The organism is Serratia sp. X10, assembly GCF_017811775.1.
Taxonomy (GTDB): Bacteria; Pseudomonadota; Gammaproteobacteria; order Enterobacterales; family Enterobacteriaceae; genus Serratia; species Serratia ureilytica.
Map to the genome: position 1 here is coordinate 63,599 of NZ_JAEIOH010000002.1, position 22,295 is coordinate 85,893.

General features: G+C 55.3%; 19 protein-coding genes and 2 tRNA genes. 10 read left to right on the top strand and 11 right to left on the bottom strand.

Features of this window, described 5'->3' with window-relative positions; genetic code table 11:
• Positions 1-127: 127 nt before the first annotated feature.
• The gene (gene gltX, locus J9788_RS05770; protein WP_004936379.1) at positions 128-1,543 is read left to right on the top strand and encodes a glutamate--tRNA ligase; all 1,416 of its coding nucleotides are present in this window, start codon (positions 128-130) and stop codon (positions 1,541-1,543) included.
• Positions 1,544-1,613: 70 nt separating this feature from the next.
• Here gltX and J9788_RS05775 read toward each other — a convergent pair whose 3' ends face one another.
• The gene (locus tag J9788_RS05775) at positions 1,614-2,399 is read right to left on the bottom strand and encodes a formate/nitrite transporter family protein (protein ID WP_044030747.1); all 786 of its coding nucleotides are present in this window, start codon (positions 2,397-2,399) and stop codon (positions 1,614-1,616) included.
• A 308-nt stretch (positions 2,400-2,707) separates the two neighbouring features.
• On the opposite strand from J9788_RS05775, the gene J9788_RS05780 reads away from it, so the two are divergent.
• Both J9788_RS05780 and J9788_RS05785 read left to right on the top strand, forming a co-directional pair.
• Positions 2,708-2,783, top strand: a tRNA-Ala gene (locus tag J9788_RS05780).
• Positions 2,784-2,843: 60 nt separating this feature from the next.
• Positions 2,844-2,919 (top strand) — tRNA-Ala (locus J9788_RS05785).
• Positions 2,920-3,076: 157 nt separating this feature from the next.
• Here J9788_RS05785 and J9788_RS05790 read toward each other — a convergent pair.
• The 4 genes from J9788_RS05790 to J9788_RS05805 form a co-directional block, all read right to left on the bottom strand.
• Positions 3,077-4,057 carry a fimbrial protein gene (locus J9788_RS05790; protein WP_182264083.1) on the bottom strand — a complete coding sequence of 327 codons (981 nt, stop codon included), beginning with the start codon at positions 4,055-4,057 and terminating at the stop codon, positions 3,077-3,079.
• A gap of 112 nt (positions 4,058-4,169) precedes the next feature.
• Positions 4,170-6,629, bottom strand: coding sequence for a fimbria/pilus outer membrane usher protein (locus J9788_RS05795; protein WP_182264084.1), 2,460 nt, complete (start codon positions 6,627-6,629; stop codon positions 4,170-4,172).
• A 23-nt stretch (positions 6,630-6,652) separates the two neighbouring features.
• On the bottom strand, positions 6,653-7,333 hold the full coding sequence (locus J9788_RS05800) for a molecular chaperone (RefSeq protein ID WP_182264085.1): 681 nt from the start codon (positions 7,331-7,333) through the stop codon (positions 6,653-6,655).
• Positions 7,334-7,402: 69 nt separating this feature from the next.
• Positions 7,403-7,939, bottom strand: a complete 537-nt coding sequence (locus tag J9788_RS05805) for a fimbrial protein (protein WP_049866699.1) — start codon at positions 7,937-7,939, stop codon at positions 7,403-7,405.
• A 472-nt stretch (positions 7,940-8,411) separates the two neighbouring features.
• Here J9788_RS05805 and J9788_RS05810 point away from each other — a divergent pair, with 472 nt between their 5' ends.
• Positions 8,412-9,476, top strand: coding sequence for a hypothetical protein (locus tag J9788_RS05810; RefSeq protein ID WP_046896264.1), 1,065 nt, complete (start codon positions 8,412-8,414; stop codon positions 9,474-9,476).
• A gap of 311 nt (positions 9,477-9,787) precedes the next feature.
• Here J9788_RS05810 and J9788_RS05815 read toward each other — a convergent pair whose 3' ends face one another.
• Complete coding sequence (locus J9788_RS05815; RefSeq protein WP_004936373.1) at positions 9,788-10,975, bottom strand: NupC/NupG family nucleoside CNT transporter; 1,188 nt, start codon at positions 10,973-10,975, stop codon at positions 9,788-9,790.
• 377 nt (positions 10,976-11,352) lie between these two features.
• On the opposite strand from J9788_RS05815, the gene J9788_RS05820 reads away from it, so the two are divergent.
• Entirely contained in the window at positions 11,353-12,588 is a 1,236-nt protein-coding gene (locus tag J9788_RS05820) for an Nramp family divalent metal transporter (protein ID WP_046896265.1), read from the top strand.
• A gap of 41 nt (positions 12,589-12,629) precedes the next feature.
• On the opposite strand, the gene J9788_RS05825 is transcribed toward J9788_RS05820, so the two are convergent.
• Positions 12,630-13,040, bottom strand: coding sequence for a DUF2502 domain-containing protein (locus J9788_RS05825; RefSeq protein WP_046896266.1), 411 nt, complete (start codon positions 13,038-13,040; stop codon positions 12,630-12,632).
• On the opposite strand from J9788_RS05825, the gene J9788_RS05830 reads away from it, so the two are divergent.
• Positions 13,039-13,272, top strand: a complete 234-nt coding sequence (locus tag J9788_RS05830) for a hypothetical protein (RefSeq protein ID WP_127897177.1) — start codon at positions 13,039-13,041, stop codon at positions 13,270-13,272. The genes J9788_RS05825 and J9788_RS05830 overlap by 2 nt on opposite strands.
• Here the strand turns inward: J9788_RS05830 and mgrA are convergent.
• Complete coding sequence (gene mgrA, locus J9788_RS05835; RefSeq protein WP_046896267.1) at positions 13,264-14,253, bottom strand: L-glyceraldehyde 3-phosphate reductase; 990 nt, start codon at positions 14,251-14,253, stop codon at positions 13,264-13,266. The two genes, J9788_RS05830 and mgrA, sit on opposite strands and share 9 nt — an antisense overlap.
• 191 nt (positions 14,254-14,444) lie before the next feature.
• On the opposite strand from mgrA, the gene J9788_RS05840 reads away from it, so the two are divergent.
• Entirely contained in the window at positions 14,445-16,106 is a 1,662-nt protein-coding gene (locus J9788_RS05840) for an alpha-keto acid decarboxylase family protein (protein ID WP_046896704.1), read from the top strand.
• Here the strand turns inward: J9788_RS05840 and J9788_RS05845 are convergent.
• Positions 16,082-16,972 carry a LysR family transcriptional regulator gene (locus J9788_RS05845; RefSeq protein WP_033632445.1) on the bottom strand — a complete coding sequence of 297 codons (891 nt, stop codon included), beginning with the start codon at positions 16,970-16,972 and terminating at the stop codon, positions 16,082-16,084. The genes J9788_RS05840 and J9788_RS05845 overlap by 25 nt on opposite strands.
• A 96-nt stretch (positions 16,973-17,068) precedes the next feature.
• Between J9788_RS05845 and J9788_RS05850 the strand changes: the two genes are divergently transcribed.
• Positions 17,069-17,521: a multidrug/biocide efflux PACE transporter gene (locus tag J9788_RS05850; RefSeq protein ID WP_033632446.1), complete on the top strand. Its 453-nt coding sequence runs from the start codon at positions 17,069-17,071 to the stop codon at positions 17,519-17,521.
• Positions 17,522-17,588: 67 nt separating this feature from the next.
• Positions 17,589-18,281 (top strand): aspartate/glutamate racemase family protein, encoded by a 693-nt coding sequence (locus J9788_RS05855; protein ID WP_019453821.1) that lies wholly within the window; start codon positions 17,589-17,591, stop codon positions 18,279-18,281.
• Here the strand turns inward: J9788_RS05855 and J9788_RS05860 are convergent.
• Positions 18,278-19,525, bottom strand: a complete 1,248-nt coding sequence (locus J9788_RS05860; protein WP_182264086.1) for an ion channel protein — start codon at positions 19,523-19,525, stop codon at positions 18,278-18,280. The two genes, J9788_RS05855 and J9788_RS05860, sit on opposite strands and share 4 nt — an antisense overlap.
• Before the next feature lie 310 nt (positions 19,526-19,835).
• Between J9788_RS05860 and glk the strand changes: the two genes are divergently transcribed.
• The gene (gene glk / locus J9788_RS05865) at positions 19,836-20,798 is read left to right on the top strand and encodes a glucokinase (RefSeq protein ID WP_182264087.1); all 963 of its coding nucleotides are present in this window, start codon (positions 19,836-19,838) and stop codon (positions 20,796-20,798) included.
• Positions 20,799-20,868: 70 nt separating this feature from the next.
• On the opposite strand, the gene J9788_RS05870 is transcribed toward glk, so the two are convergent.
• Entirely contained in the window at positions 20,869-22,098 is a 1,230-nt protein-coding gene (locus J9788_RS05870; RefSeq protein ID WP_182264088.1) for an OFA family MFS transporter, read from the bottom strand.
• Between the last annotated feature and the right edge of the window lie 197 nt (positions 22,099-22,295).

The window sequence follows — 22,295 nt, forward strand, 5'->3', positions numbered from 1 at the left end:
CCGGCGCAATATCGTGTCGGCGTTGAGGAATTAGCGCGTGGTGATACAATGTCGTCCACTCTTTTTTCAATTCCGAGCAATCGTCGGCCATCGCCGACACGCGTTGCGTAATAAGGCAGTGAACCCAATGAAAATCAAAACCCGTTTTGCACCGAGCCCGACCGGCTATCTTCACGTCGGCGGCGCGCGTACCGCACTTTATTCCTGGCTGTTCAGCCGCCATGCGGGCGGTGAGTTCGTTCTGCGTATCGAAGATACCGATCTGGAACGCTCTACCCAGGACGCGATCGACGCAATTATGGATGGCATGAACTGGTTGAACCTGGATTGGGATGAAGGCCCGTACTTCCAGACCAAGCGTTTCGATCGCTACAACGCGGTCATCGACGAAATGCTGGAGCAGGGCACCGCCTATAAATGCTATTGCTCCAGGGAGCGACTGGAAGCGCTGCGCGAGAAGCAGATGGAAAACGGCGAGAAGCCGCGTTACGACGGCCACTGCCGCGACAGCCAGTGCAGCCACACCGACGACGAGCCGCACGTGGTGCGCTTCCGCAACCCGCAGGAAGGATCGGTGATCTTCGACGATAAAATTCGCGGCCCGATCGAATTCAGCAACCAGGAGCTGGACGATCTGATCATCCGCCGCACCGACGGTTCGCCAACCTATAACTTCTGCGTCGTTGTCGATGACTGGGACATGGAAATCACCCACGTGATCCGTGGCGAAGACCACATCAACAACACCCCGCGCCAGATCAACATTCTGAAAGCGCTGGGCGCGCCGGTGCCGGAATACGCGCACGTGTCGATGATCCTCGGCGACGACGGTAAAAAGCTGTCCAAACGTCACGGCGCCGTGGGCGTGATGCAGTACCGCGACGACGGCTATCTGCCGCAGGCGCTGCTGAACTACCTGGTGCGTCTGGGCTGGTCCCACGGCGATCAGGAGATCTTCTCCATCGACGAGATGAAAGAGTTCTTCACGCTGGAAGCGATCAACAAATCCGCCAGCGCGTTCAACACCGAGAAGCTGCAGTGGCTGAATCACCACTACATCAACCATATGCCGGCGGAAGAAGTGGCGGTGCATCTGGCATGGCACGTTGAGCAACTGGGCATTGAAACCCGCAACGGGCCGGAACTGAAGGATATCGTCAAGCTGCTGGGCGAGCGCTGCAAGACGCTGAAAGAGATGGCGGAGTCTTGCCGTTACTTCTACGAAGACTTCAGCGAGTTCGACGCCGACGCCGCCAAGAAGCACCTGCGTCCGGTCGCGCGTCAGCCGCTGGAAGCGGTGCGCGCCAAGCTGGCCGCCATCACCGTCTGGACGCCGGAAAACGTGCACGACGCCATTCAGGGCACGGCGGATGAGCTGGGCGTCGGCATGGGCAAAGTCGGCATGCCGCTGCGCGTGGCGGTGACCGGCGCCGGCCAGTCGCCGGGCATGGACGTGACCGTGCATGCGATCGGCCAGAAGCGTTCGCTGCAGCGCATCGATATGGCGCTGGCTTACATCGCCGAGCGTGAAGCGCAGGCCTGATTAGCCTGATACGCCATCCATAAAGAAAAAGCCCCGAAGAGCGATCCCGGGGCTTTTTTATTGTCGTTTATCAGGCTTGTTCGCCGGCCGGCAATCCCGGGCGATAGGCGAGGAAATACATCAACCCGACAAAGCCGGCGCCGCCCAGCGCATTGCCGAGAAATACCGCGACGAAATTAGGCAGATACTGCTCCCAGCCCATGCCGCCGGCAAAGATGGCCGCCGGGATGATGAACATATTCGCCACCACGTGCTGGAAGCCGATGGCGACAAAAGCCATGACCGGGAACCACATGCCGATCACTTTGCCCGGCACATCTTTGCTGGCGAAGGCTAACCACACCGCCAGGCATACCAGCCAGTTGCAGCCGACGCCAGAAATGAAGGCGTGCAGGAAGTCCGCATCCACTTTGGCCTGCGCGATCGCCAGCGTCTTATGTAAAAACGCGCCTTCGGTCAGGCCCAGCAGGTGGCCGAAGAAGTAGGCGACGGCCACGCTGCCGGCGAAGTTGGCCAGGGTGACCCAAAACCAGTTGCGCAGCACGGCGATGGCGGGAATTTCACGGGCGAACCAGGCCATTGGCAAGGTCATCATGTTGCCGGTCAGCAGTTCGCCGCCGGCCAGAATGGTCAGGATCAAACCGATAGGGAACACCGCGGCGCCCAACAGCGCGCCGAAAGAGCCCCATTCGGCCGGCAGGGTGCCGATGACGTGAATATCCAACAGGAAGCCGGTAGCGATAAAGGCGCCGGCGAGAAAGCCCAGAATCAGCAGATTAGCAAGAGGGGCGCGGCTTTTGTTTACCCCGGCCTGAACGGCGAGGGCGGCGATTTCTTTTGGTGAATGCAAAGACATGACGGACTCGGTTTATCGTAATAAAGTTTATGGCGCGGGCAGTCTATGCCGCTCGGGAGCCCGACTCAAGCGCATTTCGCTAACATTCCGTTAATTAAAAATCAACGTGATATGCAGGGTCTTTTGCCATTTTGAGAAGTAGCGCGCAAAATGGATGAACTCTGCGCAAAGTGATGATTTTTTGGCGCCAAAGATGCTGATTTGGCGGCTTTTTCAACGCTTGATTCAGTAATTCAATTTAGCCGTTGACAGCTTTGAGCGGGTTTCATATTATGCGGCCCGTTCACAGCACAAAGTGATTGTGGAACGGGGCTATAGCTCAGCTGGGAGAGCGCTTGCATGGCATGCAAGAGGTCGACGGTTCGATCCCGTCTAGCTCCACCAACCTTCTTCTCAGAGAGGTTGGGGAATACCGTAACGCCGGTCAACGCGTACCAATTTTGTGGGGCTATAGCTCAGCTGGGAGAGCGCTTGCATGGCATGCAAGAGGTCGACGGTTCGATCCCGTCTAGCTCCACCACCATTTGAAAAGCCGACCTTAGGGTCGGCTTTTTGCTTTATATCCTTTTAGCTGCCTTTGTCCGCTGCTTTTACGCAAAATTTTTCCTTGATAGCCTTACTAGACGTTGCCGCTATTGCGTCCGATTTTGTCTTGGCACGTCATAACAATACTAAAATCAGCGATATGAGACGGTGAAATGAGCGACGGCATTGACTTCTCCCGGCGTGATTTTCTCTTCAGTTTGGTAATATTGCGCACTGAGTGGGATTTCATTTATCCCTATTAATGTTTCGTTTAATACGTTGGTTGCGGAACCCAACTCAAAGGGAGCGCCGTTGTGCAGAATCTGTAGGCCGATGCCGGTGGCAGCCTCTGTGGAAGGCGTAATCGCCAAAACTTGATGATGACCATTAACCGTTTCCCCGCGTATTTCCAAGTCAACTTTTGTGTTGGCATTGCACTCTAGAGCGATGTTGAAGGGAGTATTCCCGGCCACGCTGCCAGGACCGGAAAATACCCGCCGATTAACCTTGTCTAAAATAACCTGTTTCGACGGCGTGTTCAGGCGACAGCCCTCGACGGCAATATTGACGGCAGGATAATAAACGTGACCCAATCTCCTGGCATTTGAGGCTCTTAAGCAGGCATAGTTGAAAAAGAAAGGCGCGAACAAGGGCATGGTACCAGGCTGTATATCGCCTGTCTTGATAAGATAATGTTTAAAGTTAGCGCCCAGGATATAGCCGATAGGCGTCTCGCGGGGGCCATAGAACTCGATGAGGCCCGGTTTGTCATTAAGCGACATGGCAATGCCGACGCCCTTCCAACTCGTTTCATAGACAGTGATGCCATTGTACTTTAAGTCTGTCGCAGTCAGATCGGAGAAGGGCTGCATAACCAAGTCGCCTCGCTCACCCAAGGAGAAGCCCGTGTTATTTTCCAGTAATTTTACTGAAAAGTTAGATTCTCCCTGGCCGATAAGATCGCCTATTTTGGCGCCAGCCGGGACGGTAATGCTGGATTGCTCGATGCGTAGTGGATTGTGCCATATTGCACGGCAATCACCGTCTCCCTTGGCTGAAAAAGAAAATAACAAGACCAGAATGCTTACTGTTTTGGCGATCTGGGCGGCTGTGATTAGCCTTGATGTCGTCATGCTGATGTCCTTTGGCGATGTTCTCTCGCAGGTGATTTATCAGTCTGCTTGTAACTGGCTACCATGTTCTAAAATTGAATATGGCAAGCGATAGAGGTTTATTGTGTTTGTCTTATTCACACTGCAAATTAATACGCTTAATTCTTGATACAGGGTTGTTAGGGGCAATATTGTAATTACCCTGGCAACCTCTTTCTGCTCCCCAGCTCAACGCTATTGTTCCTGAGTCGGGCATGCCGCTCATATAAACCGTGTTGTTATTGCCGACGATACCCGTCTTGCCTCGGTCGGTAAGCAATGTCGCAACGGCACCGAAAGGAATCGCTGTACTCTGGTGGGCAACGTTAAAAATAATGCGATTGCCGATTTTAGAGGCAAAGTTGGCAACAACAATCGCACCTTTCGTCGGGATGACCGTTTGGCTATTTTTTTCTATTTCAACAGAGTCATCAAAGGATTGCGGATTTAAATTAATTCGATTCTTATGATAGCTGCTGATATAGGGCACCACGGCGTAACCTCGCCAATCGGTCGTTACACCGGTACTGTTGATGACTTCAACATCGCGTGCATTTGGCACCTCAACTAAAGCAATAGTGTCACCCAGCGATTGGGACAATGTAATGCCGTTGCGATGAGCCACGGCGCCGCCTCGCAGACTGTAGTTTATTCGCTGCATATCTTTATCAAAGCTGTATCCGGCGCCTATTTCGCCATATTTGCTGCGATAATAAACAGAACTGTTGCCAGCATTGCCGGGGCGATTGCTGCTTTGGGATGCAGAAACGTTATAACTGAGCTGATTATTTTCCAGCGCGGTTCCGCTTAACCCCAGTTGTTGATTGAGTTTTCCTTTGCTGCTCTTGCTTGAGGTATAATTTACCCAGCTGTTTGATTGCCATTTGTTCAGCGGGATCTGAACATTGAGCGTGGCGATCTTGTCGGGTCTGTCCGTATAGCGGCTGCTATTGTAGCCGAACCCAATATTGCAGCTAACCCCAAATTGGTTCGTGGAGAATCCCATTAGAACATTTCGTTCAACGGCGTCGCTGTGCCAATAGTTCTGTTGATAACCATTGATATATAAACTGCCAAAGTCTCGTATGGGCTGATTAATATTGATAACCAACTTGTTTCTTTTTACGCCGCGTGTCAGCCACTTTCTTTTAAGATTGGCATTCATATCATTTAGTTGCGAAAAGCTTAAGTAGCCTGACGTTGAGTATTGATAGCCGGCCAGCGTAAAGTTGGTACCCGTTGTTTCAATATTTTTTGCATACTGGATACGATATTGTTGCCCATTACGATCCTGCCCGGTGACCAACCGGCTTTTGCTATGCGTGACATCTGCAGAGAGGGAGCCCAGCAACCCCAGACTGCTGCCAATGCCGAAAGAGATTCCCTGGTGTTTTTCTGAAATAATGGCACCGCCATAGAGTGTTTTATCATCTTTAAGACCATAAATTACGGATGACTGCAGGAACTTAGCATTTTGGCTATCGTCCCGCGCAGAACGATATTCTCCGATTGTGAGTTCATTTTTTTTCATGTCCTCCCTGAGCATAATGGGAACGGAGGAAAAAGGCTGAAAGAAACTCCTTTCTGAACCATCCGCTTCTTTGATGATCACCTGTAACCCACCGCTGGAAGTGGTAGGGTAAATATCAGTTATCTCAAAACTCCCCGCAGGCACATATGTTTGATAAATCATATAGCCATTTTGTTTTATAGTGATCTCTGCATTGCTTTGCGCTATGCCTCTCACCGTCGGGGCAAACCCTCTCTGGCTATCGGGCAACATGCTCGGATCGCTTGCCAGTTTCACTCCGCGAAATTGGAAACTGTCAAAAACGTCGCCGGATGTTGAACTATCGCCAATGGTCAGCGTGTTTTTACTGTCCCTAAAGCTGCGTTCGGCATAGGTGTTAATGCTTTTCCACTTGGCGCTGTTTTGGCTTGAGTAGGTGGCATAGTTTCTAAAGCGCCAGGCATCATAGTTGAAACCGCTGCGCAAATTTAAGTATTGATTATCTTTATTTTTCGCTTTCCGCGTCTCGGTACCGCTAAAACTGTAATCTAACAAAAAGGCGCGGATGCCATCATCCCAAAGTGCAGGGTTAACCCAGTCCCTGGGATGATTTTCAATGTATGCCTGTGGGATATTTAAATCCAATCTTTGTTTGTTAAAATCAAAAACAGCCTGGCTGCCAGGAATAATTTTACTGATGGGGGATGCCGCCAGTTCACTGTCATTGACTGTTTTTATTTTATCCATGCGAACCCCCCAAGAATCGAGATCGCTGCGATGGATGCGGGGCTGCAAAATGCCTTCTGCATGATAGAAAGACACTTTTTGATTGGCAAAAAACACGTTGTCCACATAGATATCTACCCAGTAATCGCCCGGCAGTTGATGACTCGCGTTATTAAATTTGGATAAGTCAACAATAGTCTGATGATTCCTGTTTAATGCCGAGGGGTCAAAATAATCTTCAGCGAGAGCCGCAGGTGAAGAAAGAACACAAAAGAACAACACCGATGTTTTATGAGTGGTATTATTTCTTATCATCATTTTTGCATCCCCTTGCAAATTTACTATAGTGGTGCGCTTATCGCCTGAGTTATTCCCCCATAATCATTGATCGCTTGCCATCTTATTTCTTTACCATGAATTTCTTTTGGCAATAACCACTTCTTAGTGCTCTGCGGCGTAATCATGTCGGCCTCTTTCACTTCTTTACCATCGATGCTTACAGAGTAAAAAGAGACGTGGAATGGCGTTGGGTTTTTTGCCTCTAAGGTTTTTCCTTTCAGTGAGAAACGAATTTTTTTGTAGGCGTCAATGGCTTCATCTTTTGATAGATGTTTAGGCCTGTAAAATATTTTTATTCTGTTTTGAACGGTAATGAGTAACTTGTTCTCTTTTGATTTTTGGGTTGATGGTATCGATCTTACGCTTAACCAATATATTGATTCTTTATGCTGCGGCAGGTTATCTCCAGAATAAATAATTCTAAGGATGTTCTCTTGCTCTGCCTCCAACCTGAATAAGGGGGGCGTAACAATAAATGGAACCTCTTTTTTATCGTCAGATGAGAAACTTTCTACCCATGTTTGAATAAGTACGGGACTATTTTTATCTTGATTACTGACTGAAATGTTCGCTTCTTTTTTACTTTCTTCGTATACGATACGAGTACCGCCTAGCGTTACGCTTGCCGAGGCGCCGTATGAAAAAAATAATATTGCCAGCAAATAATATTTACTCTGTTTCATAAGCAAGCCGTCCTTGATGGCGCGTGCTATCAGGCCGGCAATATTTGCTGACCTGATAGACTAAGATGATCAGTTATAAGAGATGCTGAATTGTGTCGTGGCATTCGCCGGTCCGACGGTGACGGTGTCTGATGTCGCCATGTATTTCGCGACATAGGTAAAGACATTGCTGATATCTTTTTGCACACTCTGCGCTGTAGAAAATGAAGCCATTGGAATTTGCGTGGTGCCATCGGCCTCATAGATGGCTACGCCAAGACCCGTGGCCACGCCTTTCTCCGCATTGAGTGACAACAATGTCGAATTGCCTTGTGCGTATGCGCCGTCGAATTTTACCGACGCTTTTGTTACCGATTCAGGGCAGCCGGCTAAGGCAATGCTGAATTTTGTCGGCAGAGCGGTATCGCCAGCGGTCTTGAATGCCTTAGCGCTGATGTTGCCCATTGGAATGGTTTGGTTGGCACTGCCTGCTTCAACTGTGCAGGTTTGGTCGGTGACATTACCGGTAAAGTTTATGGTGCCGTCTGCTGCGGTAGCTGTGGCAATGACGGACATTGCCAAAGGAATGCCGGCAAGCAGTAGGGATCTCTGCATATGCTTATTCATATAAATATCCTTGTATAGTAACTGCGCGTAAATTATAAATTTTCAACCATCACGCTATCATATGTAAATGGGTGATAAACCCCCTCTTTTCAGGTGATTGATGCCATCATTAACATGTTAAGTTCTTATAACATTCTTGTTTTTGTTTTTTTATTGGATTTTTATTCTGTCACTAGACCTCCTTGCGGGTGTGATTTGTTAATGAAATTCAGTCTACATGAAAAAAAAATCAGCAGTCTTAATGTGCGCCAATATCGATATTTTTAGAGTATAATTCTACACATATGGTTTTTTATGCTAAGTGATTGCGAATTCATCTCAAATTTCAGCAACGTGAATAGTTTTATATTCTGATTAACTGCGTGATAGTTAATATGCTAATTAATGTTGACTGTTTGTATCTATTGACATTGATGTTGTTTTCTTGAAGAAACTATTGTTAGTGTTTCGTTACTATTGGATGAGGTTATCCATGAAAAAAAATAAAAATATCGCAATTGTGGGTGGCGGCGGGGTAACTGCGGTAATGACGGCCCTGGCTTGCGCCAGAAAAGGAATTTCCGTCGATTTCTTCCTTGATGACAGTGATTATGATGACTTTAAAACCTCCTTTGGAAATCATTGTCTGTGGCGACGCATTCACGAGAATAATCAACGCCTCAGCCGTTTTTCCACGCAGTCACAATGGATGTGGGAAAAGTTTATTCTGTCCTCCAGCGGAGAGTTTGGCAGAAAAGAGAAAATGATTCGTATTATCGAAAGATCAGAAGTCGCTCATCTTGCCCGCCTTTACGAACAGCATGACTTGCCCTATGAGGTGCAGAATTGCGGTGATGATGGGGCCATCAATTTTCCCTCTTTCATTAACTGCAAAAACAAATCTGTTTTTGTGAGTTATGACTCCATTCTGCTAAACACGGCAGAGATTTTTTCCTACTTTCAGGATGAGCTGGCGTTCTTTACCAGTGTCAATGTTTTTAGAAACAAAAACATTGGAGACTTAAACAGCATTGAAAGTGGTGTGATTTTTTTTGATGAAAACAAGCGTATATATGACACTATTATAAAATTCACAAATGGCTATAAGATCAATGAGATAAGTTCAATTTATCAAGTTTGCCCTGCCGTGAATCGGGTATTTAGAGATTATTATCTTTCCCACTCCGTGGGAAATCTTCTCTCGCCGATACTGATAACGGAAAAAGAGTACAATCTATGGGTTGTCCCTTCTGTTGATGGGACTGTCATTAGAGTGGGGGCTGATGTGCATGTCCCGCAATCCGCTGACTTGCTGATGCGAAGTTTAGATATTGATGCTTATTGTGATCGCAGGAAGTTGGACATTATATCCGAATCATTGTTTACCATTATCTCTTCCTTTTCCTATGCGGAAGGAACCTTGGCGGTCGTACCCTGTTGGACGGCGAGTGAGGATAATAAAAAAATCGTGGTTGTTGAAAGTGTAGATTCTTATTACAACGCGTCGCCAATTATTTCTGAGGAAATTACAACGCTGTTAGCGAATTCCTTCAACTAACGTTATTTCATAAAATCAACTCAGAATAAAGACACGCCTTGTCCATAGCCGAAAGGATGTGCTCATCGCCATTGCAATGATATAGCGTTTATCTCATTGCGATATGGGAACGCGCAGGCTCTAAATTAACGGGAGAAGCGATTCTTTCAACGTGTTGCCTTCGTATATAAACCGGCATAAGCGGCGTTATGGCTTGGCGCTAACCGATTTTGAGATTGACTTCCGCTTTGCGGATAGGACGAGTTACTAAGGGCTGAAGAATAATAAAAAAGGCGCCTGCAGGCGCCTTATCATTGCTGTAAATTTCAGGCTTAGCCCAGCACCAGACCCGCGATGGAAGCGGACAGGATGCTGACCAGCGTAGAGCCGTAGACCAGCTTCAGACCGAAGCGGGACACTACGTTGCCCTGGTGTTCGTTCAGGCCCTTGATCGCGCCGGCCACGATGCCGATGGAAGAGAAGTTGGCGAAGGACACCAGGAACACCGACAGGATCCCCAGACTGCGCGGCGACAGCTCGGCAGAGACTTTCTGCAGTTCCATCATGGCCACGAATTCGTTGGAAACCAGCTTGGTGGCCATGATGCTGCCGACCTGCAGGGCTTCGTGCTTAGGAATACCCATGATCCAGGCAAACGGATAGAAGAAGTAGCCGAGGATTTCCTGGAAGCTCAGGCCGAAGATGGCGCTGAACACGCCGTTAAGCGCGGCGATCAGGGCGATGAAACCAATCAGCATCGCGGCGACGATAATCGCTACTTTGAAGCCGGCCAGGATGTATTCGCCCAGCATTTCAAAGAAGCTCTGGCCTTCGTGCAGGTTGCCGAGGTGCAGCTCTTCTTCTTTATTGGTGTCATACGGGTTGACCAACGACAGCACGATAAAGGTGCTGAACATGTTCAGTACCAGCGCCGCCACCACGAACTTGGCGTCCAGCATGGTCATGTAGGCGCCGACGATGGACATGGACACCGTAGACATCGCGGTCGCTGCCATGGTGTACATGCGCTTTTCCGACATCTTGCCCAGGATATCCTTGTAGGCGATGAAGTTTTCGGATTGGCCCAGGATCAGCGAGCTGACGGCGTTGAACGACTCCAGCTTGCCCATGCCGTTCACTTTCGACAGCACGGTACCGATAATGCGGATGATGAAAGGCAGCACTTTGATGTACTGCAGAATACCGATCAGCGCCGAAATGAAGACGATCGGGCACAGCACCTTCAGGAAGAAGAACGCCAGGCCTTTGTCGCCCATGCCGCCGAACACGAAATCAGTCCCTTGTCCCGCAAACCCGAGCAGTTTGTCAAACAGCGCGGCGAATCCTTTTACGAAGCCCAAACCCGCTTCCGAATGCAGGAAAAAGTAGGCCAGCAGTACTTCGATAACCAATAATTGAATAACATAGCGAATGCGGATGCTTTTGCGATCGCGGCACACCAACAGGGCCAGGATCGCCACCACCACTATCGCCAACGCAAAGTGCGCAATATGGGACATGTTTGCTCCAAATTTGAGGCAGGCTGAATTTCGGCTGTCATTTTATGTAACGCTACGTTTAAAAACGAGACTTCTATTGCAAATATGGAAAATCATAGTGGGAGTTCTCCTAAAGTGTTGCGCAAAAGCATAAAAAATCAAGATGTTAACTCAGACATAGGAAATTCGTATTCTTGTGCTAACCTGTCTTTCAGGGGTATTGCAGCCAAAATCCCACCCCAAAAGCACGGAAATCGGCAAGTACGGTGTCGAACCCTTCGATAAAACCGTTAATGTTGGCTATTGCAGAGATAAGTTTTACCGCTCTAAATGCGCTTGATAATTATTATCATTTATATAGAGTGGAGATAAACGTAATTTCAGTAAGGGTTCAACATATGCTGAACAGTCGCGTGGTTGAAACCACCTCCGGTCGCTCCGCCAGAAAAATCAAACTCTCGCTGATGGGGCCCGCCTTCATCGCCGCTATCGGCTACATCGACCCCGGCAACTTCGCCACCAATATCCAGGCCGGCGCCTCGTTCGGCTATAGCCTGCTGTGGGTCGTGGTCTGGGCCAACGTGATGGCGATGCTGATTCAGCTGTTGTCCGCCAAGCTGGGGATCGCCACCGGGAAAAATCTGGCCGAGCATATTCGCGATCGCTTTCCGCGGCCGGCGGTGTGGGCCTATTGGGTGCAGGCGGAGATTATCGCCATGGCGACCGATCTGGCTGAGTTTATCGGCGCGGCGATCGGCTTCAAGCTGCTGCTCGGCGTCTCCTTGTTGCAGGGCGCGGTGCTGACCGGCATCGCCACCTTTTTAATTCTGATGCTGCAAAAGCGCGGGCAAAAGCCGCTGGAGTGGGTGATCGGCGGCCTGCTGCTGTTCGTCGCCGCCGCTTACATCGTCGAGCTGGCGTTCTCCCAGCCGCAGCTTGCGCCGCTGCTGAAAGGCATGGCGTTGCCCGATTTGCCCAACGGCGATGCGGTATTCCTGGCCGCCGGGGTATTGGGCGCCACCATCATGCCGCACGTGATCTATCTGCATTCGTCGCTCACCCAAGTCGGCGGTGAGCACGACAAGGCGGAGCGCTATGCCGCCACCAAAGTCGACGTCGCCGTCGCCATGACCATCGCCGGATTCGTCAACCTGGCGATGATGGCCACTGCCGCCGCCGCGTTTCATTTCAGCGGCCACAGCGGCATCGCCGATCTCGACGTGGCTTATCTGACGCTGCAACCGCTGCTCGGGCAAGCCGCCGCCACCGTGTTTGGCCTGAGCCTGGTGGCCGCCGGTCTTTCTTCCACCGTGGTGGGCACGCTGGCGGGGCAGGTGGTGATGCAAGGGTTCGTGCATTTCCATATCCCGCTGTGGCTGCGCCGCGCGGTGACCATGCTGCCGTCGTTTATCGTTATCATGCTGGGGATGGACGCCACGCGCATTCTGGTGCTGAGTCAGGTGCTGCTCAGCTTCGGCATTGCGCTGGCGCTGGTGCCGCTGCTGGCTTTCACCGGCAATCGGGCGCTGATGGGGGAGATGGTTAATGGCCCCGTGGTGCAAAACCTGGGCAAGCTGATCGTGTTGGTGGTGGTGGGGTTGAATGGCTACTTGCTGATCGGCAGCGTGCTGTAGGCGAAAACAGTGCGGGCCGGCGTTGCGCCGGCCCGTTGTCGTTAATCGCGGTCGTCATCGCCGTGGCGGCGCCAGCGATCGCGGTCATGATCGTGGTGGTGTTTTTTCTCTTTCTTCCAGTAATGCTTGTCGCAATGATGGTCGCATTTGTAATAGCGCCCGTCGCGCGAGTAGTAATATTTGCGCCAGTAGTCGCGGTCGCGCCAGCGATAGCCATCCCAGTAATAGCCACGCGGGCTGCGATCGCCGAGATAGCGTCCCTGATGGCCTTGCCACCAGTCGCGATCGCGCCAGTCGTAACCGTCCCAGTAACGGCCGCGATTGTCCTGATCGCCGATGCGCAATGAAACGCCCGGCATCAGATCGATGCTGATCCCTTCGGCGTGCGCCTGCTGTGCGGCGGGCAGTACCGTCGCCGCCAAGATGGCGGCCAAGAGCAGAGGTTTAAACATGACTTCTCCTTTCCGCTTGCGCGGCCTGGCCGTTGATCACTTTATGAAGCGCGTTCATCAGTTTAAAAAACGGCCTTATCGTTATTTTTACTGCAATATCGGCATCATAGCGCCGGCGCATGGGGTTGAATCTGAGAGCCACTCTGAAAAGGGCGCCGGAGGCCGAGATTTGAGATTTTTCTGGGGCATCGCCGCTCAATTGAGCGGCGGAATTTGTAAGCGATTACAATAAAATATTCTCGATCTGCGCAAGCTCTTCTTCAGTGAAGTGACGATTGGCCAGCATGCCCACCGCGTCTTCTATCTGCGCAGTCTTGCTGGCGCCGATCAGCACCGAGGTGACGCGATCGCCGCGCAGCACCCAGGCCAGCGCCATCTGCGACAGCTTCTGCCCGCGTTGCCGCGCCAGCGCATCGAGGCGGCGCACCTTGTCCAGTCGGTCGGCGGTCAGCTGCTCCGGCTGCAGGAAACGGCTGCCGCTGGCGGCGCGGGAATCTTGCGGGACGCCGTGCAGATAACGATCGGTCAGCAGGCCGCCCGCCAGCGGGGAGAAGGCGATCGCGCCGACGCCATGATCCGCCAGCGTATCCAGCAATTCCGCCTCCGGCCCGCGTTCAAACATCGAATACTTGGGCTGGTGGATCACGCACGGCGTGCCGAGCCGCTGCAGGATGTCGAACGCCTGGCGCGCGCGCTCGGCCGGGTAGTTGGACAAACCGACATACAGCGCTTTGCCCTGACGCACCAACAGATCCAGCGCGGCCATGGTTTCTTCCAGCGGCGTTTCCGGGTCCGGCCGATGGTGATAAAAGATATCCACATACTCCAACCCCATGCGCCTGAGGCTCTGATCGAGGCTGGCGACCAGGTACTTTTTCGAGCCCCAATCGCCGTAGGGGCCGGGCCACATGGTGTAACCGGCTTTGGATGAGACGATCAGCTCGTCGCGCCAGGCCCGCAGATCGGCGTTGAGAATGCGGCCAAAGTTTTCCTCGGCGGCGCCGGGCGGCGGGCCGTAGTTGTTGGCCAGATCGAAGTGGGTTATGCCGCGATCGAAGGCGCAGCGGATCAGGGTGCGGGCGTTGTCGTACAGCGTGGCGTCGCCAAAGTTGTGCCATAGCCCGAGCGAGACGGCGGGCAGCTTCAATCCGCTGCGGCCGCAGCGCCGGTACTCCATATCTTGATAACGCGAGGGGGAGGCTGGGTAGGACATCGTGATCCTTTGTCGGCGAAGAAGTGGCGTGTTTTGAGTGTATGCGTTTTCACAGCGTGCCGCCGAGGGGGCGATCACAAGGCCGGCATGTAACGCCAGGTTGCCGCTCGACACGGAAAGCGCTGTTCGAAAATTAACCAGTATCTTCGATACTTAAAGATAATCGCTTCAGCTGCAGACAGGTGATGATCATGACTCAGATCTACACGGTGGCCGATTATCTGCTCGATCGTCTGGCCCAGATTGGCATCCGCCACGTCTTTGGCGTGCCGGGGGATTACAACCTGCAATTCCTCGATCACGTCATCGCGCATCCGCAAATCACCTGGGTAGGCTGTGCCAACGAACTGAACGCCGCCTACGCCGCCGACGGCTATGCGCGTTGCAAACCGGCCGCGGCGCTGCTGACCACCTTCGGCGTCGGGGAGCTGAGTGCGCTGAACGGCGTGGCCGGCAGTTATGCCGAATACCTGCCGGTGATCCACGTGGTGGGCACCCCGGCGCTGCGCGCCCAGCGCGCCGGCGATTTGCTGCACCATTCGCTGGGCGATGGCGACTTCACTCACTTTGCGCGGATAGCCAAAGAAGTCAGCGTCGCACAGGCCAACCTGACCGCCGACAACGCCGCCAGGGAGATCGACCGCCTGATCGACGCCGCCTTGCTGGAGCATCGCCCGGTTTACCTGATGTTGCCCAGCGACGTCGCACAAGCGCCGCTGCCGGCCAAACCGGCGCCGCTGATGCTGCGCCAGGCCAGGCTGTCGCGGAGCGCATTGCAGGCGTTTATCGCCGCAGCGCGTGAAAAGCTGCAATCGGCGCGGCAAGTGTCGCTGCTGGCGGACTTTCTGGCGGACCGCTTTGGTGTTGAAACGGCGCTGGATAGCTGGATGCAGGAAGTGGCGATCCCACATGCCAGCCTGTTGCTCGGCAAGGGCGTGCTGGATGAGAACCGCGCAGGTTTTGTCGGCACCTACTGCGGCGGCGCTTGCGATCCGTCGGTGCAACAGTCGATCGAAAACGCCGACGTGGTGATCAACGTCGGCGTGCGCTTCACCGACACCATCACCGGGGGATTCACGCATCATCTGCCGACGGAAAAATGCATCGATATCCAACCGTTCGAAGCCTGGGTCGGTCGTCAACGGTTCAGCCGCATCCCGATGTGCGCCGCCGTGCAGGCGCTGCACCGCCTGACTCTGTCGCTGGCGTCGCGTTGGCCGTTGCCGACGATCGTCCGTCCGACGCTGCCGGAAGCCGATGGGGAAGGGTTGGATCAACAGGCTTTCTGGCGACAAATGCAGGATTTTCTGCGGCCGGGCGATATTGTGCTGGCCGATCAAGGCACGGCTTGTTTTGGTGCGGCCACGTTAACGCTGCCGCGCGGCAGCCGGATGATCGTGCAGGCGCTCTGGGGATCGATCGGCTATACCTTACCGGCGGCGTTCGGCGTGCAGACCGCCGAACCGCAGCGCCGGGTGGTGCTGTTGATCGGCGACGGTGCCGCGCAATTGACCGTGCAGGAGCTGGGATCGATGCTGCGAGATGGGCTTAAACCGGTGATCTTCGTGCTGAATAATCAGGGCTACACGATTGAACGCGCTATCCACGGGCCGGAGCAGAGTTACAACGACATCGCGCGGTGGAACTGGACGCAGCTGCCAACGGCATTGGCCGGTGGGCGGCCGGTGACGGCGTTGCGGGTCAGTCAGCCGGAGGCGCTGCGCCAGGCGCTGAGTGAAGCGGCGCAGGGCGACCGGCTGGCTTTCATCGAAGTGATGCTGCCGAAGATGGATATTCCCGAACTGCTTGAGACGATCTCGCGCGTCATTCAGTCGCGCAACGCTGCCGCCTGAGCCGCGTCGTCTTCCAGCAATCGCTCCAGCATCCAGTACCCCGCCGGGCCCGGCGGGGTCAGTTTGGACCATACCGCATCCACCGAAATCAGTTTGGGCCAGCCGCGCGGGCGCAGCTGGGTGAGCCTGCCGTGGCCGTATTGTTGCACCAGCCAGTGCGGCAGCACCGCCCAACCGAATCCCTGTTCCGCCATCTCCAGCAACAGCAGATAGCTGGGCGCCGACCAGACCAGCCCGCCTTGTCTGGCCGCTTCGGCGCCGGTGTAAGTATTCAGGATCAGCTGACGGGTGCTGGATAACTGCTCCGGAGTCGGCGCGGCGACCTGCGCCAGCGGATGCCCATGCGCGACGAACAGCCCCATTTCGGTCTGTTCAGGCAGCCGGGAGAAGGCGATATCCGGCGGATAGGTTTTTTGCACTTCCACCATGCCCAAATGCGCGCGGCCGCTTTGCAGCAGATCGATAACGTCGCCTTCCTCGGCGATCATCCATTCCAGTTCAATCTCTGGGTAACGTTGTTCAAACCGTTGCATCAGGCTGTCGTGATGCTTCGGCTGGTAGGTATCGGAAAACACCATGCTCAGGCGCGGTTCGACATTGCCCGCCAGCTGAATGCTCAGCGCGTCGAGCCGCTCGCTGGCGGCGAGGATCTCCTGCACGTGCCCCAGCACCTTGCGGCCGGCGGCGGTGAGCACCGGTTGGCGCGCGCTGCGATCGAACAGCGTCAAGGCCAGGTCTGCTTCCAGATTGGCGATGGCGGTGCTGACGGTGGATTGGCTTTTGCGCAGCTTGCGCGCGGCGGCGGAAAATGAGCCGAGTGCGGCGGCTTCCACGAATGCCTGTAACGCTTCCGGTGAATAGTGCATATATCTACTTTATCGATGGAGTCTATTTTTAATCTACCCAAAAAAGCGATGATAATCACCTGGCTTTCGCAACAACTGTTGAATAAAAGGTGATGTATGCAACTGCAAAACAAGTCTCTCATTGAACGTATCGTCCACGCCGTCGGTTTCGAGGCCATCGCCGTGATGGTTTGCGCCCCGCTGGGCGCGTGGCTGCTCAACCGCTCAATGGTGCAGGTCGGTGCGTTGGCGGTGATGCTGTCCACCGTCGCGATGCTGTGGAACATGGTTTACAACACGGTGTTCGACCGCCTGTGGCCGGTCAGCCGGGTGGTGCGTAACCTGAAGGTGCGCGCGCTGCACGCCGTCGGCTTTGAGGCCGGTTTTATCCTGATCGGCGTGCCGATCGCCGCCTGGATGCTGAGCATTTCCTGGGCGCAGGCGTTTATGCTGGAAATCGGTTTCTTCCTGTTCTTCCTGCCGTACACCATGGCCTACAACTGGCTGTACGACATGCTGCGTCAGCGCTGGTTCGAAGCGCGCCAGCCGATCAATTCCGGCGCCAAATAAGGCGTCGTCAGCCCGGCGATTCTCAGGTAAGGTCAGAGGATCGTCGGAAAATGCTGAGGAACGAAGGATGAAAGTGTTGGGCTTGCTGGGCGGCATGAGCTGGGAATCCACCATTCCGTATTACCGCACCATCAACGAGCAGGTAAAGGCGCGCCTCGGCGGGCTGCATTCGGCCAAAATCGTACTCTACAGCGTCGATTTTCAGGAGGTTGAACGCTTGCAGCACCAGGGGGATTGGGATGGCGCCGGCCGGCTGCTGGCCGCCGCCGCCGTGGCTTTGCGCGCCGCCGGCGCCGAAGCGATCGTGATCTGCACCAACACCATGCACAAGGTGGCGGAGGCGGTCGAGCAGGCCAGCGGCCTGCCGCTGATTCACATCGCCGATGCCACGGCGCTGCAGGTGCGGGAGAAAAACATTCGCCGCGTCGGGCTGCTAGGCACGCGTTTTACCATGGAGCAGACCTTCTACCGCGGCCGCCTGCAGGAATTGCACGGCATCGACGTGGTGACGCCGGTCAGCGCCGATCGTGACATCGTGCACCGCATCATCTATGACGAACTCTGCCTCGGCAAAATTCGCGACGCCTCGCGCGACGAGTATCGCCGGATCATCAGCGATCTGGAACAACAGGGCGCGCAGGGGATTATTTTCGGCTGCACCGAGATAGGCTTGCTGGTGAGCGAGCGGGATGCCTCGGTGCCGGTGTTCGACACCACCGCGATCCACGCTCGCGCCGCCGCGGCGTTCGCGCTGGCCTAATCGTCGTGCGGCGGTTGCCGGCGGTTCACCAGCATCAAGGGTTTGCCCGCCAGCGCCAGCCAGGCGGGCAGCATCACGATGCACAAGATCGGCAACAGGTGCAGATCCGGCACCACCGCCACCGCCATAAACAGGCTGAGCCAGCCGTCGCGCGTCACCACCAGCACCAGCCCCATGATGGCGCAGGAGACGGTGATCGCCGCCGGCACCGCAGGCACATGCTGGTGCAGCATCAGCCCCAGCGCCACCCCGACGAACACCGCCGGGAAGATGCGCCCGCCGCGAAAGCCGCAGGCAGCGGCGATCACCAGCGCCGCCAGCTTGGTCAGGGTAATGGTCAACAGCGCCGGCACCGAATAGTTGCCGTCTGCCGCGAGGCGTTTCATTTCATCCAGCCCTTTGAACAGGGTAATCTCTCCGCCGAACAGCGCCAGCAGGCCCAGGACAAAACCGCCCAGTCCTAACATCAACACCGGATTCTTCATCGAATGGAACAGACGGTGCGCGTGCGGGAAGCACCACAGCGCCACCATGCCGAGCGCGATGGCGATCAGCGCCACGATGGCGCCGCTGAAGATGTCCGGCAGCCGGGTTACGTCATAGGCGTCGAGTTGCAGGGCGAAATTGGGCACGAAGAACAGCTGGGTGGTGACCGCGCCGGCGGCGGCGGCCACCAGCGGGGCGAACAGCCGATCCCACAGCGGCGTTTCGTTATTGCCCGCCAGGGTTTGCGAGAAAATCAGCGCGGCGGCGACCGGCGTGCCGAACATCGCGCCGATGGTGCCCGCGGCCGCCAGGATGATCCAGTCCATGCGCGGCACCTTAGGCAACAGGCGCGCCCCCGCCGTCGCTACCAGCGCGATATTGATGGCGGTGATCGGGTTCTCCGGCCCGAGGCTGACGCCGCCGGCCAGGCCGACGATCAGCGCCAATCCCAGCCCCGGCAGGGCGGAGAGCGGCAGCGGCATGCCGATCAGCGATTCCGTCGCCGGATCCGGCCCGGCATGGCCCGGCATATAGCGCACGATCAGGCCGACCGCCACGCCGGTCAGCGTCAGCATGCCGAGCGGCCACCAGGGTGCCTGGGCGTCCAGGCTCAGCGCGTCGGGCAGCGTCACCCACAGCCATTGCTGCAGCGTAGCGGCGACTTTCATCATCAACAGCAGCACCAGACTGGAGGCGGAACCGATAATCAGCGCAGGCAAAGCAAAGGCCAACATGGCATTGGCGCGCGGATGCAGCATGGATAATCCCTTGTCGATGCCTCCCTGCGGGGCAGGGAGAGCGGGTGATTGGGCAGTGACCACAGCTTGCCAGACTATCGGCGAGCAGGCACGCATTGATATTGCCCGGCGTCGATGCTGGTTAACAGTCGCCGGAGGGCGTTTTTTGCCGCAATTTGTTTCAAATCGCGGCTTGGCAGGCCAGCTGAAACGTTTTTTGTGATCCGGATCGCTATTGGGGCGCAGATCCGAGGCGGGTGATTGTTGTTTTCGCAGCAGGATTTTACAGTGTGGGCAGCTTTTTATTTTTCATTTTGCGGAGACGAAATCAATGACCTATGCCCTCGTAGGTGATGTTGGCGGCACCAATGCCCGCCTGGCGTTGTGCACTGTTGCGACGGGTGAGATTACCCAGGCGAAAACCTATTCCGGCCTGGAGTTCGACAGCCTGGAGGCGGTGATCCGCCACTACCTGAAAGAATGCGATATCGAGGTGCAGGACGCCTGTATTGCGATCGCCTGCCCGGTGACCGAAGACTGGGTGGCGATGACCAACCACAGCTGGGCGTTCTCGATCAAAGAAATGAAGGCCAGCCTGGGGTTGAGTCATCTGGAAGTGATCAACGATTTCACCGCCGTCTCGATGGCGATCCCGATGCTTTCGCCGGACGACGTGCTGCAGTTTGGCGGCGGCGAGGCTCAGCCGGGCAAACCGATCGCGGTGTACGGCGCCGGCACCGGGCTGGGTGTTGCCCACCTGGTGCAGGTCGATCGCCGCTGGGTCAGCCTGCCGGGCGAGGGCGGCCATGTCGATTTCGCACCGAACAGCGAAGAAGAAGACATTATTCTGGAGGTGCTGCGCGGTGAAGTGGGGCACGTTTCCGCCGAGCGCGTGCTGTCCGGGCCGGGCCTGGTCAACCTGTATCGCGCCATCGTCAAGGCGGACAACCGCCTGCCGGAGAAACTGGAGCCGAAGGACATTACCGAGCGGGCGCTGGCCGACAGCTGCATCGACAGCCGCCGCGCGCTGTCGCTGTTTTGCGTGATCATGGGGCGCTTTGGCGGCAACCTGGCGCTGAATCTGGGCACCTTTGGCGGCGTGTACATCGCCGGCGGCATCGTGCCGCGCTTTATGGAATTCTTCAAGGCCTCGGGCTTCCGCGCCGCCTTCGAAGACAAGGGGCGTTTCCGCGACTATGTGCGCGACATCCCGGTGTTCATGATAACCCATGGCCAACCGGGCCTGCTGGGAGCCGGCGCGCATCTGCGCCAGACGCTGGGCATGCAGCTGTAAGCAACGCGGCGGCACGATAAAAAAAGGGGCGCAACCCGCAGGTTGCGCCCCTTGTCGTTTTCGCGGGGTATCAGGCTTTGGCCAGCTCTGCCGCCTGTGCGGTTTCTTCGCTTTCCACTTCCACGGCTTTCGGCGCTTTGATGAACAGCGTAATCAGCAAGGAGGCGGCGGACAGGACGCCAATCACCATGAAGGTGGCGTGGAAGCCGCCGAAGTATTTGGCGACGAACGAACCGGCCAGCGCGCCCAGGCCGAAGCCCTGGTAGATGATGCCGTAGTTCTTGCTGTGATTTTTCAGGCCGAAGAAGTCGCCGACAATCGCCGGGAACACGGTGATGTTGCCGCCGAAGCAGAAGGCCACCGCGCCGACGCAGATGAAGAACAGCGTGTGGTTCAGGGTCATGAAGCTCAGGGCGACAATCGCCAGCACGGTAACCAGCATGGTGAAGCTGATGACGCGCATACGGCCCACTTTATCGGACAGCGTGCCCAGGATGATGCGGCCGGCGGTATTGAAGATGGCGACGGCGGATACGGTGTTGGCGGCGGTGGCCAAGTCCATCCCGGCCAGTTGAACGCCCATGTCTTTCACGATGCCAATCAGGTACAGACCGCTCATGCAGGCGGCAAAGAAGATGGTGAACAGCAGGTAGGCTTCTTTGGTGGCCAGCATCTGGCGCACGCTGAAGTCGTTGCCCAGACCGTTAGCGCCTGGCTGTGCTGCGTTGGTCGCCAGCACCGGCTCTTTCAGCAGCAGGGAGCCGACGACGATCAGGCCCATCACGATGGCACCCCAGTAGAAGAAGGCGCCGGAAACGCCGACGTCGGCGATCAGGGCGGCATTGACGTATTTGAACAGCAGGCTGCCGCTGCCGAAGGCGCCGACGGAGATGCCGGAAATCAGGCCTTTGTTGGCCGGGAACCATTTGATCAGGTTGGACAGGGTGGAGATGTAGGCGATACCGACTGCAAAGCCCACCACCACGCCGGCCAGCAGGTAGATCATGTCGAGCGAGCTGACGTGGGCGCTGGCGATAAGGCCCAGGCCGACCAGGATGCCGGAGCACAGCGTCAGGTTGCGGATGCCGAAGCGTTCTTGCAGCTTACCGGCGAACAGCGTGGCGAAGGCCAGGAAGAAGCTGGTGATGGAGAAGGTGGTGGCGACGTCCGCCAGCCCCCAGTGGAACTTGTCGACCAGCGGCTGGTTGAACAGGCTCCAGGTGTAGATGGTGCCCAGACCCATCTGACAGATGATGGTGCCGAGAACGATTAAGCTGCGATTTGCCGGTTTGCTGTTCATGGCCGGTCTCCTTCCTGTGTGTGCGTTGCCGGGCGTGAGCCGTTGGCTGAAATTTGCGGGGTGAATCAGCGTTCCCGCGGTATGGGCTTATTATATGGCCGGCCCCTGCGGCGGGCGGCGGATCGGGAATGAGTTGCACGACGGAAGGAATGAAATGCATTTTATGCGGCGTGAGTTGCCGTTTTTGCGCCTGAAAG